15 protein-coding genes are annotated in these 16,161 nt (G+C 38.0%); 8 read left to right on the forward strand and 7 right to left on the reverse strand.

What is annotated here, in order from left to right:
* The first annotated feature begins 72 nt into the window (after window positions 1–72).
* Complete coding sequence (gene pyrE, locus JL102_RS08710) at window positions 73–708, forward strand: orotate phosphoribosyltransferase (protein WP_237390521.1); 636 nt, start codon at window positions 73–75, stop codon at window positions 706–708.
* A gap of 4 nt (window positions 709–712) precedes the next feature.
* Here the strand turns inward: pyrE and JL102_RS08715 are convergent, their stop codons facing one another.
* From JL102_RS08715 to JL102_RS08725, 3 genes are read right to left on the reverse strand one after another with little or no spacing between them, the layout of a single operon-like run.
* Window positions 713–1,495 (reverse strand): TIGR02757 family protein, encoded by a 783-nt coding sequence (locus tag JL102_RS08715; RefSeq protein ID WP_202244001.1) that lies wholly within the window; start codon window positions 1,493–1,495, stop codon window positions 713–715.
* Window positions 1,496–1,498: 3 nt separating this feature from the next.
* The gene (locus JL102_RS08720) at window positions 1,499–2,662 is read right to left on the reverse strand and encodes a LysM peptidoglycan-binding domain-containing protein (protein ID WP_202244002.1); all 1,164 of its coding nucleotides are present in this window, start codon (window positions 2,660–2,662) and stop codon (window positions 1,499–1,501) included.
* A gap of 50 nt (window positions 2,663–2,712) precedes the next feature.
* The gene (locus JL102_RS08725) at window positions 2,713–3,468 is read right to left on the reverse strand and encodes a DUF4905 domain-containing protein (RefSeq protein ID WP_202244003.1); all 756 of its coding nucleotides are present in this window, start codon (window positions 3,466–3,468) and stop codon (window positions 2,713–2,715) included.
* Window positions 3,469–3,520: 52 nt separating this feature from the next.
* Between JL102_RS08725 and JL102_RS08730 the strand changes: the two genes are divergently transcribed.
* From JL102_RS08730 to JL102_RS08750, 5 genes are all read left to right on the forward strand, one after another.
* A complete protein-coding gene (locus JL102_RS08730) occupies window positions 3,521–4,906 on the forward strand; it encodes an NfeD family protein (RefSeq protein WP_202244004.1) in 1,386 nt (461 codons plus the stop codon).
* Window positions 4,903–5,640, forward strand: coding sequence for a 3-deoxy-manno-octulosonate cytidylyltransferase (gene kdsB / locus JL102_RS08735; protein ID WP_202244005.1), 738 nt, complete (start codon window positions 4,903–4,905; stop codon window positions 5,638–5,640). The genes JL102_RS08730 and kdsB overlap by 4 nt, the downstream gene beginning before the upstream one ends.
* A 64-nt stretch (window positions 5,641–5,704) precedes the next feature.
* Complete coding sequence (locus tag JL102_RS08740; protein WP_202244006.1) at window positions 5,705–6,775, forward strand: acyloxyacyl hydrolase; 1,071 nt, start codon at window positions 5,705–5,707, stop codon at window positions 6,773–6,775.
* A 5-nt stretch (window positions 6,776–6,780) separates the two neighbouring features.
* Window positions 6,781–7,524 (forward strand): GIN domain-containing protein, encoded by a 744-nt coding sequence (locus JL102_RS08745; protein WP_202244007.1) that lies wholly within the window; start codon window positions 6,781–6,783, stop codon window positions 7,522–7,524.
* 1 nt (window position 7,525) lies between these two features.
* Window positions 7,526–8,056, forward strand: coding sequence for an NADPH-dependent FMN reductase (locus JL102_RS08750; protein WP_202244008.1), 531 nt, complete (start codon window positions 7,526–7,528; stop codon window positions 8,054–8,056).
* Window positions 8,057–8,096: 40 nt separating this feature from the next.
* Here the strand turns inward: JL102_RS08750 and sucD are convergent, their stop codons facing one another.
* Complete coding sequence (gene sucD / locus JL102_RS08755; protein WP_202244009.1) at window positions 8,097–8,972, reverse strand: succinate--CoA ligase subunit alpha; 876 nt, start codon at window positions 8,970–8,972, stop codon at window positions 8,097–8,099.
* A 262-nt stretch (window positions 8,973–9,234) separates the two neighbouring features.
* Window positions 9,235–11,637 carry a golvesin C-terminal-like domain-containing protein gene (locus JL102_RS08760; RefSeq protein WP_202244010.1) on the reverse strand — a complete coding sequence of 801 codons (2,403 nt, stop codon included), beginning with the start codon at window positions 11,635–11,637 and terminating at the stop codon, window positions 9,235–9,237.
* A gap of 418 nt (window positions 11,638–12,055) precedes the next feature.
* Between JL102_RS08760 and JL102_RS08765 the strand changes: the two genes are divergently transcribed.
* Window positions 12,056–12,868, forward strand: a complete 813-nt coding sequence (locus JL102_RS08765) for a DUF4494 domain-containing protein (RefSeq protein ID WP_202244011.1) — start codon at window positions 12,056–12,058, stop codon at window positions 12,866–12,868.
* A gap of 100 nt (window positions 12,869–12,968) precedes the next feature.
* Here the strand turns inward: JL102_RS08765 and JL102_RS08770 are convergent, their stop codons facing one another.
* Together JL102_RS08770 and JL102_RS08775 are read right to left on the reverse strand one after the other, a co-directional pair.
* Window positions 12,969–13,838, reverse strand: a complete 870-nt coding sequence (locus JL102_RS08770) for a carbohydrate kinase family protein (RefSeq protein WP_202244012.1) — start codon at window positions 13,836–13,838, stop codon at window positions 12,969–12,971.
* Between the two features lie 113 nt (window positions 13,839–13,951).
* A complete protein-coding gene (locus tag JL102_RS08775; RefSeq protein ID WP_202244013.1) occupies window positions 13,952–14,977 on the reverse strand; it encodes a LacI family DNA-binding transcriptional regulator in 1,026 nt (341 codons plus the stop codon).
* 369 nt (window positions 14,978–15,346) lie between these two features.
* Here JL102_RS08775 and JL102_RS08780 point away from each other — a divergent pair, with 369 nt between their 5' ends.
* The gene (locus tag JL102_RS08780) at window positions 15,347–16,159 is read left to right on the forward strand and encodes an SDR family oxidoreductase (protein ID WP_202244014.1); all 813 of its coding nucleotides are present in this window, start codon (window positions 15,347–15,349) and stop codon (window positions 16,157–16,159) included.
* The last annotated feature ends 2 nt before the right edge of the window (window positions 16,160–16,161 follow it).

Consider the following 16,161-nt stretch of genomic DNA (forward strand, 5'->3'; position numbering starts at 1 on the left):
AAAAATATTTGCCAGCACGCCAATAGAATTTCAGTTTTTTAATCCATATTTTCGCAAGCAAAAGTTTTTATCATGTCTACAGATATAGGATACACTATAGCAGCCAAGCTTTTGGATATAGAAGCCATTAAACTCAACCTTGATAATCCTTTCACTTGGAGTTCCGGATGGAAATCACCCATTTACTGTGATAACCGTCTTTCTTTGTCATATCCAGAAACAAGAACCTTAATTAAACAGGCCCTAGCGAGCACCATAAAAAAGAACTACCCTAGCGTAGAAGCCATTGCAGGCGTAGCCACAGCAGGAATCCCGCAAGGAGCCTTAGTCGCTGAGGAGTTAGGAGTACCTTTCATCTACGTAAGATCTAAGCCTAAAGGCCATGGAATGGAAAATATGATAGAAGGTAAAATTACTGAAGAGCAAAAAGTAGTAGTAATAGAAGACCTGGTATCTACAGGAGGCAGCTCCCTGAAGGCCGTAGAAGCTCTTAGAGAGGCCAAAATGGAAGTGTTGGGTATGGCCGCCATATTCACCTACGGGTTTGATGTAGCCGACGAGAACTTCGAAAACGCTGATGTCTCCTTAGTATGCTTAAGCAATTATGGTTTACTAATAGAAGAGGCCTTAAAAAGGGGGTATGTAAGCGATGATCAGATCGAATCTCTGAAAGAATGGAGAAACAACCCTGGTAGCTGGAAGCAATAATAGCTTAAAATTTTTCTTCTACCCCTAGCCCGAACAGGGCAAAATCATATTTAACCGGGTCTTCAGCATCAAACGTTTTCAGGTGAGCCGTTAGTTCTACTGCGGTTTGCCAATCAGTTTGTTTTCTGGTAATAAGGCCCAGTTTCCTAGCTACCCTGTCTACATGTAAATCGCAAGGACAAATGAGTTGGCTGGGTTTAATATTCTCCCAGAAACCAAAGTCAACCCCTTTATCATCCTTCCTTACCATCCAGCGTAAAAACATATTTATTCGCTTGCAGGCCGACTTTCGTTCTGGCGTAGCTATATGCTTTTTGGTACGTTGCGGTGCATCTGGGAGGCTAAAAAACTGATGATGGAAATTCTTTAACCCAACTTCCACATTGTCGCTATTGCGTTTCATACCTATTAAAAAGGCTTCTTCTAACGACTGATGGCTTTCATAGAAGTTTTTAAAATACTCTATGAAATACAAAGTGTCAGTGGCATTAAAAGTACGGTGTTTAAAAGAAAGAAACCTTTTCAGGTCATTCTCCTCATGATTGACAATAAAGTCATAGGGAGCATTATCCATTAAAGAAAATAGCTCCTTACATTTATTGATGATAGTAACACGCTGCCCCCAAGCAAGCACTGCTGCTATGAAGCCCGCAATTTCAATATCTTGCCTTTTTGTATATAAGTGAGGAATAGAAACTGGGTCATTAGCAATAAAACCAGTCTCATTATACTCCTGCACTTTCACATCTAAAAACTGCTTGAGTTTTTCACTGTCGGCTATATTCAAAACTTATTGAGGAATGTATGAAACAGAAACTCTAAATTTAGGATCTATAGCTCCCAGTCGATCATACGCTGACTTAGAAATTTTAATGAGAACATGTTCATTCACTCCGGTATCAGGTAATTTACCCATTACCCTCACGAAAACCTCCTGTCCGTTCATTTCATTCCTTACCTTCATAATGGTACCTATCTTGGCTGTTCTGTGCAGGGCCAGATATTTCCGGGTATTTTCAGAGCCTTCTATCAGCTGAGCATTGCCTGACTCCAAGACTTCCTTTTTAAATATATGATCTCTCTCCGATGTAGAGGTGTTAACGTCTGTGCTGTCCTTTTTACGGTTCCCAGAAGGAAATTCATTGGTGGTTGTGGTTACAGGCTCATCTACTACTACCTGATCTGCTATAACTAAGTTTGGTGATTGCTCTACCACATCTTGCGTAACAGCACGGGCAGATATCTTACCTACAATTAATCGCTGACCAACACTTATAGTATTATCTTTAAGATCATTCCAGTCTGAAAGGTCTTGCAACGACACATCGTACTGCCTAGACAAGGAATAAAGTGTTTCTCCTGCCTGTACCACGTGAATATTTTCTTCTACTTCCTTTGATGAAGGTTGAGTAACCAACCTCTCCCTCTCCTCATTAGGTGCCGCTTGTTTTATAATTAACTCCTGGCCAATGTCTAATATATTACCCTCTAAGTTATTCCAGCTCTTCAGGTCGGCTATACTCACTCCATATTGTCGGGAAATTGAGTAAACCGTTTCTTTAGGCTTCACCACATGTATAATCTGACCTGTCTTCTTGCCAGGGTCATTGTTGACCAATACCGGAGATTCGGTTTTAGTGGTAGCTGCGGGTGCAGTAGTATTTCCTTTGGGTTTTGATGCCACGGGCTTAGGTTGAGTCTTTTCATAAGGGATCTTCACTATCTGCCCTACTTCCAGCCCAAACTCTACAGGAGGGTTTTGTTTAATAATATTATAGATGGAAACATTATACCTTCTGGATAGAGAATATAATGTTTCGCTATTCTCCACTTTATGAAGAATTAAGGTCTTGCCATTCGATTTTTCCACCCCCACAGAATCTTTAAGATATAGAACTTCCGCACTAGAAATAAAACTATAACCGATAAGCGCAACTAATAAAATAAACTTCATTTATATCTAATTCTTTTAAATAGGTAAATAACAATTTGAGACCTAATATATTATACGTTAGTCATCAATAATTGATATATAAAAAGCTCCGAACTTTCTTTTACAAAGATAAGGTTGTCATCATGAATGAAGAAAGTGTCATCTGCTATCCCTGGCAGATCTTTACCAATAACCTCTTGCATAAGAGGATTTCCTCGCCTATCCATAACCACCAAATTATTCGTTAACCCCTTATTTTCAGCATAATAATAAGAAATTATCACAAAATTTTCATTCTCAAAATAGTGAACTCCTTTCTCAGCTTCTATTTGCCACTTTTTCCTAATGAATTTGTGTACAGTTTCAAAATGCTCCGAGTTTTGCTGATAGTAAAACGGTTGAATTATTGATTTATTTCGATACTCATCCTCAACTATTTGACTCACTTCATTACCAGAAACCAGACTAAGCGCAAGTTGTTCTTCCTTCCCTTTCATTTCGAAGAGCAGGACTTCATCGACCGCCTTAAGTAACCTTACATCTTCCTTAGTCCAAATCACCTTTTCTGCACTAACAGAATATGAAAAAAAATCCTTATAATCTGGATTATCCTTGCCTCCGTAGGTATAAAACAAAGCATTATCATTGTAAATGTGTGCTGCACTTATCCACCAATTTTCTTCAAAACTCAACCCTTCAAATATAAAGTCACCTCTATTTATATCTAACAAGCTATATTCTACCAAAAACTGATCAGGATAACGCACCTCTATTAGCAAAGACTGCTCAGAGGATGAAATGATATTCCAAACTTTACCTTTAAACAAATATGAAAAATTAAGATTGAGCTTTCTCACATGCTGATTTATTTGTTATTTTATGCAAAACTACGGCATTAATAAGTCTAAAAAAGTGATATTAAAAAAGATATATATACTGGCTGCTTTCATAGCACTAACTACAGCTCCGCTACTTTCATCAGCCCAAGAAGCAGAACCCTCAAAAGTGATGGTAATGAAAATAAGAGCAGAAATTGACCCACGTATGAACAGGTACGTGGAGCTAGCCTTGGAGCATGCTACCGAAACTGAGGCTGACTATGTGATTGTAGATATGGATACCTACGGTGGGGCTGTAACAGACGCCAAAGATATAGTTGAAAATATCATGAATTTTAAAAAACCAGTATGGGTTTTTATCAATAAAGATGCAGCTTCGGCTGGCGCCCTGATTTCTATTAGTTGCGACAGCATTTACATGGCCCCAGGAGCTAATATTGGGGCTGCGACAGTAGTTACTTCAGACGGTGCTGCTGCCCCTGACAAGTATCAATCCTACATGCGCAGTACTATGCGTTCTATTGCAGAAGAAAATGGCAGAAACCCACAAATAGCTGAAGCCATGGTAGATCAATCTCTGGAAGTAGATAGCGTGTCAAAAGCCGGCCAGGTAATCACATTTTCCACTACAGAAGCTATAAAATATGGTTTCTGTGAAGGTAAAGTGAATAGCATAAATGAAATTTTAGAAAAAAATGGGGTTACAAACTACACCATAGACGAATATGAGCTTGGAACTACAGAGAAGGTTATAGCCATTTTCTTAAATCCTTTTATCAGCGGAATCCTTATTCTCGTAATTATAGGAGGCATTTGGTTTGAACTACAAACTCCGGGAGTAGGCTTTCCTATTGCGGCAGCCATACTTGCTTCTATTCTATATTTTGTGCCTTACTACTTAAATGGCCTTGCCGCCAATTGGGAAATAATATGTTTCGTTATAGGTATAATACTCATAGCCATGGAAGTCTTCGTGATACCAGGGTTTGGAGTAGCCGGGGTGCTGGGCATCACCTTAACATTGGGATCATTAATACTGGTAATGCTTAATAATGACATATTTAATTTTAGCTTTGTAGGAATGAATGCCCTGCTGGTAGCGGTTATTGCTACCCTAGGTGCATTTCTGGGGAGCTTAATTTTGCTTTTTGTTGGAGGTGTAAAGCTTACGGAATCCAAGGCATTTGCAAGCATTGCCCTTACTGACACCATGGATAAAAAAGAAGGATACACATCCAATTTCAAAAAGGAATCTATGATAGGCAGAAAAGGAAAAGCATATACAGTATTGCGCCCCAGTGGAAAAGTGATAATTGAAGATGAAATTTATGATGCCTATACACGCGGAGACTATATTTCTAATGGAGAGAAGATAATAGTGACTAGTGATGAGGGTACTTCTTTAAAAGTGAAATTAGATCAATGAAAATACTGGGAATTATTCCTGCCAGACACGGCTCTAGTAGATTTCCTGCAAAAGCCTTAGCTGACATAGGTGGTAAAACAATGGTACGAAGGGTATATGAGCAAGCCCTCAAAGCCGCAAAACTCACAGACGTAGTAGTAGCTACTGACCATGATGATATCTACAATGAAATCATTAAACATGGTGGCAAGGCCGTAATGACCCGCCAGGACCATGAGAGCGGCACTGACCGCTGTTTCGAGGCCTTAAAAAAGCAAGACCTTCAATATGACTATGTCATCAATATCCAGGGAGATGAACCTTTTATAGATCCCGAGCAAATCAACCTAATAGCAGAAATGCTGGATGGCCAAACAGAGCTAGGCACTTTAATCAAATTGATTGACACAAAAGAAGACCTGTTTAATCCAAATGTGGTAAAAGTCATTTTTGACATAAACCAAAAGGCCATTTATTTCAGCCGAAGCCCTCTGCCACATAATAGACAGTATCCAACGGATGAATGGTTGAAACACCACGCCTACTTCAGGCATATAGGCATTTACGCTTACAGAACGGACATATTAGAAGAAATAACCAAACTGAATGTATCCTCTCTGGAAAAGTCAGAATCTCTTGAACAGCTCCGCTGGATAGAAAATGGATACAGCATAAAAGTAGCTGAAACAGAACATGATTCCATAGGAATAGACACTCCTGAGGATCTTGATAAACTACAGCCATTTTTAAAATAAGCTATTTATAGGGATGTCTTATCTTTCAAAGCGAAAGGCTGCGTGCCTTTATTTATTATTTTTTATGCTACTCGCCTTTCAAGGGAAATCTCAGTTTAGGGGGGAGAACAATAAAGTAGTAGGAGCCGAATTCTTAGGTGGCTTTATATTAAAGCACAAGCCTCAAATCGCTCATTTAATCACCAATCACCCTGTAGGTTTCAGGGTAACTTTTGACAGGCAAACTTTTGGTGACAAAACCTGGGAGCAACGTTTCAACTTTCCGGATATAGGTTTTACTATGATTTATATCGATTACAAAAATCCTATAATCGGCAAATCAATTACTGTTATACCTCACTACAAGATCTACCTAAACAAAAATAGAAAATCTAAAAATCTGGTTAGCTATAAAATAGGACTTGGAGCTGAATATAACACCAACAAGTATGACAAAGAAACCAATAATAAGAATAACCTCTTAAGTACAGATATTAATGTAGCTGCTATATTGGAAGCCACGTACCAACGAGAAATTACTAAGGAGCTTTTCCTAAGAGGCTCGTTATCACTCACTCATTTTTCAAATGGCTCATTAAAAAAGCCTAACTCCGGCATTAATATTGTCTCGGCAAATCTGGGCATGGCTTATAACATTAGTTATACACCCAGAGAATATATTTATAAAGAAGAAAGAGCCGTTGAGAAAACTATCGGCTTTACCTCGACCCTTTCTGGTGGCATGCATGCTTTTTCAAGAATAGGAACTGGACAGCATCCATTCTTCACCTTTACAGGAGTGGTGGATAAAAGGCTTAACCACAAGAGCGCCATTGGAGTAGGCTTTGACTGGTTCGGGTCACTATCTATGAAAGAGGACATAAAATACGACTGGCGATTAGCTGATGACCCTAATACTCCAAGTTGGATGAGAGTGGGCGTAAGCTTAAGTCATGAATTATTTGTAAGCAGACTCTCAATAATAACCCAGGTAGGGTACTATATTTTCGATGAGTATGATTATTTCGGAAAGATTTACCTTCGTGCTGGGTTGAGAAGATACTTCAGCAAACACTTATACACTTCTTTTTCACTTAAAACACATGCTGCCAAGGCCGAAGCCATAGAATTTGGTGTAGGGTGGAGATTTAAATAAATATCATGTTTAGGAAATCACTGATCGCAACAACTTTACTATTTGCCCTATTTATTCAATGTGATACTGAAAACGCTCCTGATTGTCTAAAAAAAGCTGGAGACAGAACCTCTATCGATTTAGAGTTAAATCATTTCAGCTCATTAAATATCAATAATGAGTTTAACGTAATTATTAGCGAGGCCGAACACCAACGTGTAACACTCACAATAGGTGAGAACCTCATCAATGACATAGATTATTTCATAATCGACGAAAGTTTAACCGTCAGTAATCAAAGCGGATGTCTCTGGGCACGAAGTTATGATTTCCCCACTCTCCATATATTTACTCCTAACCTCACATCCATTGTTAATAATGGATCGGGAAAGGTGAGTAGTACCGACACTCTACATTTCCAATCTTTAAGCATTTCTTCTGAAAACAGCAGCGGTGACTTTGATTTACTGTTAAATTGTAACTATTTAGGAGTAGTTAACAATGATGTTTCTAACTTTTACATTTCAGGTGAGTGTGATCTAACTTGGATAGCATTTGCTTCAGGAGATGGTAGGTTTGAGGGTGAAAATCTAAAAATTAGAAATGCCAATGTAACCAACCGAGGAAGTAATGATATAATAGTTAATGTTTCAGATTCTCTTTCAGGGTCTATTCTTTCTGCGGGAAATATTATTATGAGAAATTCAAAGCCTGGTTATATCGATATAGACGATAGTAACCTCGGGCATTTAATAGATGAAACCAATTAGTATGGAAAAAATAGTTATCATTTGTAGCACCAATAGAGCCGACTCTATGTCATACCAAATCTCCCTGTTATACCAGGAGGTTTTAAAAGAAATGAACGTAGAAAGTCAAATTTTAGATCTGAAAGAGCTCCCTTCTGATTTTGCTTTTTCGGCTTTATATGAAAACTCGGGACAAAACAGAGATTTCAACCCTTTTAGGGAAGTGATGCTCAAATCAAAGAAGTTTGTTTTCGTAGTACCAGAGTATAATGGATCATTCCCTGGGGTATTAAAAACATTTATCGATGGCCTTCAGTTTCCTGATAGCTTTACTGACAAAAAATGTGCTTTAGTTGGAGTTTCTGCAGGTATACAAGGCGGTGGAATGGCTTTGAGTCACCTTACTGATATTTTCAATTACTGCGGCATGCATGTGCTGGCCCAAAAGCCTAAGCTATCTCATATTAATGAGCATTTCCAAGAAGGAAGCATGGTAAATGAGCTATACTCCGTATTAATAAAAGAACAAGCTGAAAAACTAATAAGCTTTTAACTAAAAAGAGGCCGTTATTAGCGGCCTCTTCTTTAGATATTTATTTTCCTAAAGCTTTTTTCATGGTTTCTCCAATATCAGCAGGAGAAGCTACCACGTGTAAGCCACATTCTTCCATAATCTTCATCTTGGCAGCAGCAGTGTCGTCAGCCCCGCCAATAATAGCACCAGCGTGTCCCATTCTCTTTCCTTTAGGAGCTGTTTGCCCAGCTATAAAACCTACCACAGGCTTAGGGTTTCCTTGTGACTGTATCCACCTTGCAGCCTCGGCCTCATAATTACCACCGATTTCACCGATCATCACAATCGCATCAGTTTCATCATCTTCCATTAGTAATTGTACTGCTTGCTTAGTGCTGGTACCAATGATAGGATCTCCACCAATACCGATAGCAGTAGAAACACCCAGACCTGCCTTCACTACCTGATCCGCAGCTTCGTAAGTTAATGTTCCTGATTTAGATACAATACCAATTCTTCCTTTTTTGAAAACAAAACCAGGCATGATACCTACCTTTGCCTCTTCAGGAGTAATAACACCAGGACAGTTAGGCCCTACTAGAACCACATCTTTATCCTTGATATACTCTTTTGCAGTTACCATATCCTTTGTAGGGATACCTTCTGTTACTGCAATAATCACTTTAATACCAGCATCAGCCGCTTCCATAATAGCATCCGCAGCAAATGCTGGCGGTACAAATATGATTGAAACATCGGCACCAGCCTGATCAACAGCATCCTGTACTGTGTTAAAAACCGGCTTGTCCAAATGCGTCTGTCCACCTTTGCCAGGAGTTACTCCTCCTACTACATTGGTACCATACTCTATCATTTGGCCTGCATGGAATGTGCCCTCAGAGCCTGTAAAACCCTGAACTATAACTTTGGAATTTTTATTTACTAAAACACTCATGGATCACATGTTAAAATTTGCACAAAAATAGAATATTATATGGCTTTCGCAAAGTCTTAGCGTAAGCATTAACCATTATAAAAAATCATTTTCTCTTAATATTTTTCAGGATTTAACAAACCTTAAATATTTAACGTCGTACATAGAAATAAGAATCATATTCAAGAATCCCAAAAGAAAAAAGTTAGTTTTTTTATAGTTCAGGTTACAAAAATAAAAGGCTGCCAATTGGCAGCCTTTATTGATTACTTTACTTTATATTTTACTTGTATATAAACTTCAAGGTTTCTGCACCTTCTTCAGAAAGAACTCTTACCAAATTGATTCCTTTAGGAACATTAGAATAAGCATGAAGATCGATAGTAACTTCTTCGCTCTCTCCAGCCGACTTACTGAATGCTTTATCTAAATAAACTCTGCCACTGATATCCATCAATTGTACTGTAAAGTCGTTCAAATCCGTTTTAACCTTTACATGTAGTATATCATTAGCAGGATTGGGGTACAAAGAACTCTTGTCAGTACTCTCTAACTCACTAGCTACTTCTAAAGCCGGCTCATCAGATGCTATGCGAGAGTTATTAGATGATACTTTTACAAACTTTACAGCATCAGCTACCACGTAACCGTTAGTATGATTATTTCTTATAACTACTTGAGCATCACCATTAAATTGATAAGTACCTAGAGAAACCCACTTTCCTCCATTTATAGATTGATTTTTATAAATAGTGCTTTTACCGCCTGCATGGATGATATCAAAAGGAACATTTGTAGCTCTATTTTCAAAGGCAAACCACCAGCCATATACTTGGTATGTTCCTGAAAGTCTTGTTTTAAATTCTGCTTTAGTCTGTCCTTTATTACCATTTCCATCATGGAAATAATTATTACCATATTTTGAATCTCCTGCATCACTCCAACTCCAAGAACCTGATCTACTGAACTTACCACTTTGATTATCTATGACTTCCTGATTAGGGCTATTATCAACTACGTCTCCGTCGCCAACACTACCTGTAGGCACAAACTTAATAGCATCTGCTACTACGTATCCATTTGTATTAGCATTGCTTAAGGTTACAGTACTGGCACCATTGAAGTTATAAGTACCTAAACGCACCCACTTGGCTCCTTCAGTACGCTGGTTTTTAGTTACTGTACTAACGCCATTAGCATGTCTAATTGTAAAAGGTGCATTAGTGGCGCGATTGTCAAAGTTCCACCACCATCCATATACATCATAAGATCCTGCTGCTAAGGAAGCACTAAACGTAGCTGTTTTATTTCCTTTACCACTATTGTTATCATGGAAGTAGCTATCTGCATATTTACTATCACCACCTTGCCTACTTAAGCTCCAGCTACCAGATCTAGAAAATCCATTATCAGAGTTATCTACTATTACAGCGTTTCCTGTTTCACCATCTCCAGGGTCAGCATCACCTATTTTTTTAAACTTAATAGCATCAGCAACCACATATCCGTCAGTGTTTGCATTTCCAATCACCACCCTTCCAGAAGTGCCAAAGGTATATGTGCCTAACAGGGTCCATCTGCTTCCAGACCTTCTTTGATTTTGAATTACTGTAGAGGTACCCTCAGCATGAGATATTACAAAAGGAGTTTTAGAAGAACGGTTAGAATGCTCCCACCACCAGCCATACACTTCGTACACTCCAGGCTCCAGAGACGTGCTAAAGGTAGCAGACTGACTTCCCTTGTTGGTGTTATTATCATGCCTGTAGGTTGTTTTATATTTTGCTTCTGCACCTGATGTGCTATTTACCCAACCTGAGGTAAAAGAAGCTGACTTGTCATCTACAATCACTTCCACTACATCTTCTCCTCCATCGTCTGGATCTTCGAAACCATTTCCTGACAGAGAATGACTTAAAAACCATTCATATATATTAGGGTTTTGATAGGTATGTCCTAAATTATAAGCTTTATCCCAAGTACTTCCACCATGAGTACCTCCATCATAAATAGTCATCAATGGCTCAGGGTTAGGATCAGCATCCATTAACTGACTCACCATATACTCAGCCGTTCTTAATGGAATAGAGTTATCACGGCTACCATGAAAAACCCAAGTAGGAATTTCTCTTTCTGCCACTTTGTAAACTTTATTAGGATCACCATCAGCCGACACAGGAGCTATAGCTGCAAATATATTATCATCATCTTCATCATTATAACCAGCCTGCCAAGAACCTTTACCACCCATGCTTACACCAGTTACATAAATCCGATTTGGATCTATAGGGTAGCTTTCAGCTGCAAATCTTGTAAAAGGCATAATTTCCCGATCGTAACCCCATCTATTAGTCTGTGGACATAAAACAATAAAGCACTGTTCCCTGCCATTCACATTCACACAAATATCCGCTCCGTTCTTAATTAATTTTGGAATACCATTTTTCTTAATCTTCTCTAATGAAGCGGGCGAACCATCACCACGCTCACCTGAACCATGAAGAAAAATAATCACAGGATACTGTTTACTCGGATTATAGTTTGGAGGGAGGTACTCTAAGTAACCTACACCATAATCCGTTCTTTTCGCTGTAAACCCCTGCCCCCAAGCGACGGAGCACACGAAGAATAAAACACATAGCAACAAACCAACTTTAACACTTTTAAGATTTTTACAATTTTTCATTCTAAAAATTTAAACCACACAAACTTTTTTACTCTAAACTGAGTGCAATTTTAGTCAGAGGGCTGTTTTGTTGCAAACACTAAATAATCAGTCGCATATTTTAAACATAAATCGTAATATACATCGATGAGCTGCAAACCGTTAAATTTCAGTAGCAAAACATCTACAAATTTGTGGAAAAATTACACGTCAAATGTAAGAGATTCAGGCATTTAAGTGTAGAAAAAATTACACACAAGAGTTGGGCAAAAAATGATGTTTCAATCCTTTTCTAACAGACAAATAAAGATTAAAAAATCACAATATAATTCAACTATGACTCAATATTTTAACCATCAAATTATTTAGCATTTAGAACGAAATACTAAACCATGATACTATCTTTGCGGATCGTTTAAATCTCAAAAAAATATCAATTATGAAAACATGGTTTGCCTGTAAAGTTAAGTATGGTAGAGAAACGGAAGAAGGATCATTAAAACAGGTAACAGATGCTTACCTCATGGATGCAGTGTCTTACACTGATGCAGAAACCCGTGTACATGATGTTATTGGCAGGGAACTACCCGGAGAATTTTCTGTGACTCAAATAAGCAAGACCAATATAGCTGAGGTAATAAATTATGAAGACTCCGAAACTTGGTTTAAATGTAAGGTAGCCTATAGCGCTCTAGATGCAGATAGTGAAAAGGAAAAGAAAATAAACACCTATTTATTAGTTTCTGCAGACAATGTAAAAGAAGCTTATGAACGTACTGAGAAGCATTTTGACAGTATGTTAGTGCCTTATGAAATCCCATCAATAACACTTACTAATTTTGTGGAAGTATTCCCGTACAATGGAGATGACATACCTAGCAATTTTAAACCAGTAAGTGAAGTGCCAGACTTCCAATACGAAGATGATGATGACAGCAATCTTGAAGAAGATGGCTCTGATATAATAGATAAAAATACTGGTGAAGTTATATCCTCCTCACTGGAAGCTGACCATGAGAATTTAGAAGAAGATGATGATGAAGTATCTATAAATACCTATTCTGAAGAACAAGAAGAAGAGGAAGACATTGAAAGTGATGAGCTAGAGGAAGACGAAGAGGAAAGCAATGAAGATACTGATTATGAAGACGATAACGAAGAATTAGAGGATGAAGAACTTACTGACGAGGAGGAAGATGATAATTTAGATGAGGATGAAAGTGAAGAAGATCTTGATAAAGGTCAAATTTAAATATATGAAGTTATCTGGTGGTATTTTTACCACCAGATTTTTCAATTTTCATCTTGCATAAGAGTACAAAAAATGGTGAAAAGGTACTTTTACTTGCTCCCTAAATCAATGTTCTTTTTACTTCTTCACTGTAAATAGGGATGGCTCCTTGGCGAGAAGCAACAAAAGCGCCTAATGAATTTGCTGTCTTAGAGGCAGCCAAAGCATTTCCTGTTTTAAGAAATTTATATACAAACCCGGCACTGAATGCATCTCCAGCACCTACTGTGTCTACTACCTTCACCTTATCTCCGGTAATAAACTCCAGCACGCCATGCCTATATATATAGCTCCCCTTCTCTCCTGCTGTAATAAGTATTAAACCAATACCAAACTGCTCAGAGACGTAAGCACAAAATTTCTTCATACTCAATGAATGTTGAAAAAGAAGATCAGAAAGAACCATCACTTCTCCATCATTGAGTTTAAGAATCGTGCACATCTCCATAGAATGAGTGATGATATTACGGTTATACCCTTCGGCACGCAAGTTTACATCATAAAAGACATGCTTAAACTGATTTTGTTCCACCAATGTTTTCAGCGTAATTTGGCTTAAATCACTCCTCTGAGCTAAAGAACCAAAGTAAATCAAATCAAAGTGATGTTTATATACTTCACTATCATATCTGATAAAATCATATGCCACGGATCGTTGTATCGTATATTCTGGCTGTCCATCGGTCAGAGTAACATTTACAGTACCGGTTGGGTGCTGCTCGTCTTGCTGTACAAACTGAGTGCTAACCCTCAATTCCCTCATCTTCTCCAAAGCCAGATTACCCAAATCATCATCCCCCACCTTCGAATACATATAACCTGATAAGCCACATTGCGCAATGTGTGCTATAAAATTTAAAGGTGCTCCTCCTAAATATTCTTTTTCTTCTATAATATCAAATAAGACCTCTCCAAAACTTAAAATCTTCATGACCTATCCCCTTTAGGGCATTAATTCCAACTATTACCATTAATAATGTATAATACACCTTACCATGCACTATTAATATAGAACAAATCAGGAAAACAAATGTCTAATTAAGGTTATTTTCTCTTGGTAGATGCTCTAACCAAAAGCTCAGTCCTGAGCATTATAGCCTCCGACTTTACCACATCTTTATACTGACTCTGCTTTAACACTTGCTGAGCTGCCAGTTTGCCCATTTCAATAGCAGGATGACTTACGGTAGAAAGCTGTGGGTCGATAATAAGAGATACAGGGTCGTTATTAAACCCTATCACCGCAAGCTCCTCAGGAATTTTTATACCTTTCTCCTTAGCATACTGAATAAAACTTACCGCCGCAGTATCATTTACTGAAAAAATCGCGTCTGGAGGAGTTTCCATAGAAAGAAAATACTCAGCTATACGAAAACCTTCTTGAGCATTAAGTGAATCACTATGAACAATATACTCATCTTTAATAGGAATATTATATTCTCGCAATGCCGCCAAATATCCACTTTCCCTTTCTCTATATATATTTCTATACTGAGAACCACAAGCCAATGCTATACGCTGACAGCCCTGCTCTATCAAGTGCTCTGTTGCCATATAAGCTGCCGCAAAATTATCAATTACCACTTTATCAGAGTTAAATTCATCCGCAACCCGATCAACAAACACTACCGGAATATTATTTTGGATAAAAGGATTAAAGTGATCATAACTTTGTGTTTCCATAGCCAATGAAACTACCAAACCACTTATTCTACTATCGTACAAAGCTCTAGCATTGGCTACCTCATTGTCGAAACTATCATGAGACTGAGAAATAATTACATTATATCCCGCTTTATTCGCCTCTTCTTCTATACCACTGATCAGTGACGAAACAAAAGGCCTATTTATCCAAGAAATTATAACCCCAATATTATTAGTCCTATTATTTCTTAAGCTGGCAGCTATACTATTTGGCCTGTAGCCTCGTTTCTGCGCCACCTTCTTAACTTCTTTAATCATTTCCTTACTAATACTAAAATGATCCTTCAAAGCCCTGGAGACTGTGGATGGAGACACTTTCAATTCTTGGGCAATATCATAAATCGTCACCCCTTTTTTATTTTTCATTTCTCCATCATTTTCGTAAATGGTAACCATTGCAATGGTTGAACTTCTTCATTAAATCCTTCTTTATTAATATTTCTATCAAAATCAATATAATAAAAATTACGCAATCGATTGTGTAATCTGCTTAAACTTTTTATCTTGTGCGCATAATTGCAGCAAATTGTTAAAAATTTGTCATCACAAGAGCATACTATAATCACGGAATATGTATGGAAACCGAAGCTAATATTGGTTTAATTGCGTTTTGAGGTGAACCTAAACCATTTCACTAAGTATGACAACACCTTTTTACACAACCGGTTGCGTTTTCTTGTAGGCGTATCTATTTTTGAATAGCCTAAAAAGCATAAATATTAATCAACACAATCAATGGCAGATTTTAGCATTAAAGATAAAGTAGCAGTAATCACAGGAGGCTCCGGTGTGCTAGGTAGTAATATAGCAGAAGGCTTTGCCAAAGCTGGGGCAAAAATGGTCATAATAGGGAGAACCGAGCATAAGGTAGAAGAAGTTGTAAACAAACTTAAATCCCTTAATACTGAGGTTATGGGCCTCACTTGTGATGTATTAGACAATGACGCTTTAAAAAAAGCGGCAGATGATATTCTAGAAAAATTTGGAAGTATTGATATTCTCGTTAATGCGGCGGGAGGAAATACCAGTGGAGCTACTTTACAGCCTGATCAAGAAGTATTTGATCTTAAGCCTGATAATTTAGATGAGGCTTTGAATTTAAACCTTAACGGCACTATATATCCCTCCCTCATTTTCGGTAAAGTCATGGCAAAAAAAGGTTCTGGGTCAATCATCAATGTATCTTCCATGGCCGCTTACTCGGCTATTACCAGAGTACCAGCCTATACCGTAGCCAAATCTGGCATTAATGGCTTTACTCAATGGTTAGCTTGTGAAATGGCTCATAAATACGGTGACAAGGTGAGGGTTAACGCCATAGCCCCAGGCTTCTTTATAGGCGAACAAAATAGAAAACTCCTAATCAAAGAAAATGGAGAACTCACTGAAAGAAGCGAAAAAATCATCAATAAAACCCCCATGGGTAGATTTGGAGATATCACTGAACTGAACGGCATCGTCCAGTTTCTATGTTCTGATGCAGCAAGCTTTATTACTGGAGCTGTAATTCCTGTAGATGGTGGATTTAATGCATTTAGCGGAGTGTAAAT

Source organism: Fulvivirga sediminis, from assembly GCF_016757215.1.
GTDB classification, from domain to species: Bacteria; Bacteroidota; Bacteroidia; order Cytophagales; family Cyclobacteriaceae; genus Fulvivirga; species Fulvivirga sediminis.

Bases quoted from the DNA above. Each gene is read 5' to 3' on its own strand.
- sucD (WP_202244009.1), bottom strand. From the start codon at position 8,972: ATGAGTGTTTTAGTAAATAAAAATTCCAAAGTTATAGTTCAGGGTTTT.
- JL102_RS08730 (WP_202244004.1), top strand. From the start codon at position 3,521: ATGCAAAACTACGGCATTAATAAGTCTAAAAAAGTGATATTAAAAAAG.
- pyrE (WP_237390521.1), top strand. From the start codon at position 73: ATGTCTACAGATATAGGATACACTATAGCAGCCAAGCTTTTGGATATA.
- JL102_RS08740 (WP_202244006.1), top strand. From the start codon at position 5,705: ATGCTACTCGCCTTTCAAGGGAAATCTCAGTTTAGGGGGGAGAACAAT.
- JL102_RS08770 (WP_202244012.1), bottom strand. From the start codon at position 13,838: ATGAAGATTTTAAGTTTTGGAGAGGTCTTATTTGATATTATAGAAGAA.
- JL102_RS08760 (WP_202244010.1), bottom strand. From the start codon at position 11,637: ATGAAAAATTGTAAAAATCTTAAAAGTGTTAAAGTTGGTTTGTTGCTA.
- JL102_RS08775 (WP_202244013.1), bottom strand. From the start codon at position 14,977: ATGAAAAATAAAAAAGGGGTGACGATTTATGATATTGCCCAAGAATTG.
- JL102_RS08720 (WP_202244002.1), bottom strand. From the start codon at position 2,662: ATGAAGTTTATTTTATTAGTTGCGCTTATCGGTTATAGTTTTATTTCT.
- JL102_RS08765 (WP_202244011.1), top strand. From the start codon at position 12,056: ATGAAAACATGGTTTGCCTGTAAAGTTAAGTATGGTAGAGAAACGGAA.
- JL102_RS08780 (WP_202244014.1), top strand. From the start codon at position 15,347: ATGGCAGATTTTAGCATTAAAGATAAAGTAGCAGTAATCACAGGAGGC.
- kdsB (WP_202244005.1), top strand. From the start codon at position 4,903: ATGAAAATACTGGGAATTATTCCTGCCAGACACGGCTCTAGTAGATTT.
- JL102_RS08750 (WP_202244008.1), top strand. From the start codon at position 7,526: ATGGAAAAAATAGTTATCATTTGTAGCACCAATAGAGCCGACTCTATG.
- JL102_RS08745 (WP_202244007.1), top strand. From the start codon at position 6,781: ATGTTTAGGAAATCACTGATCGCAACAACTTTACTATTTGCCCTATTT.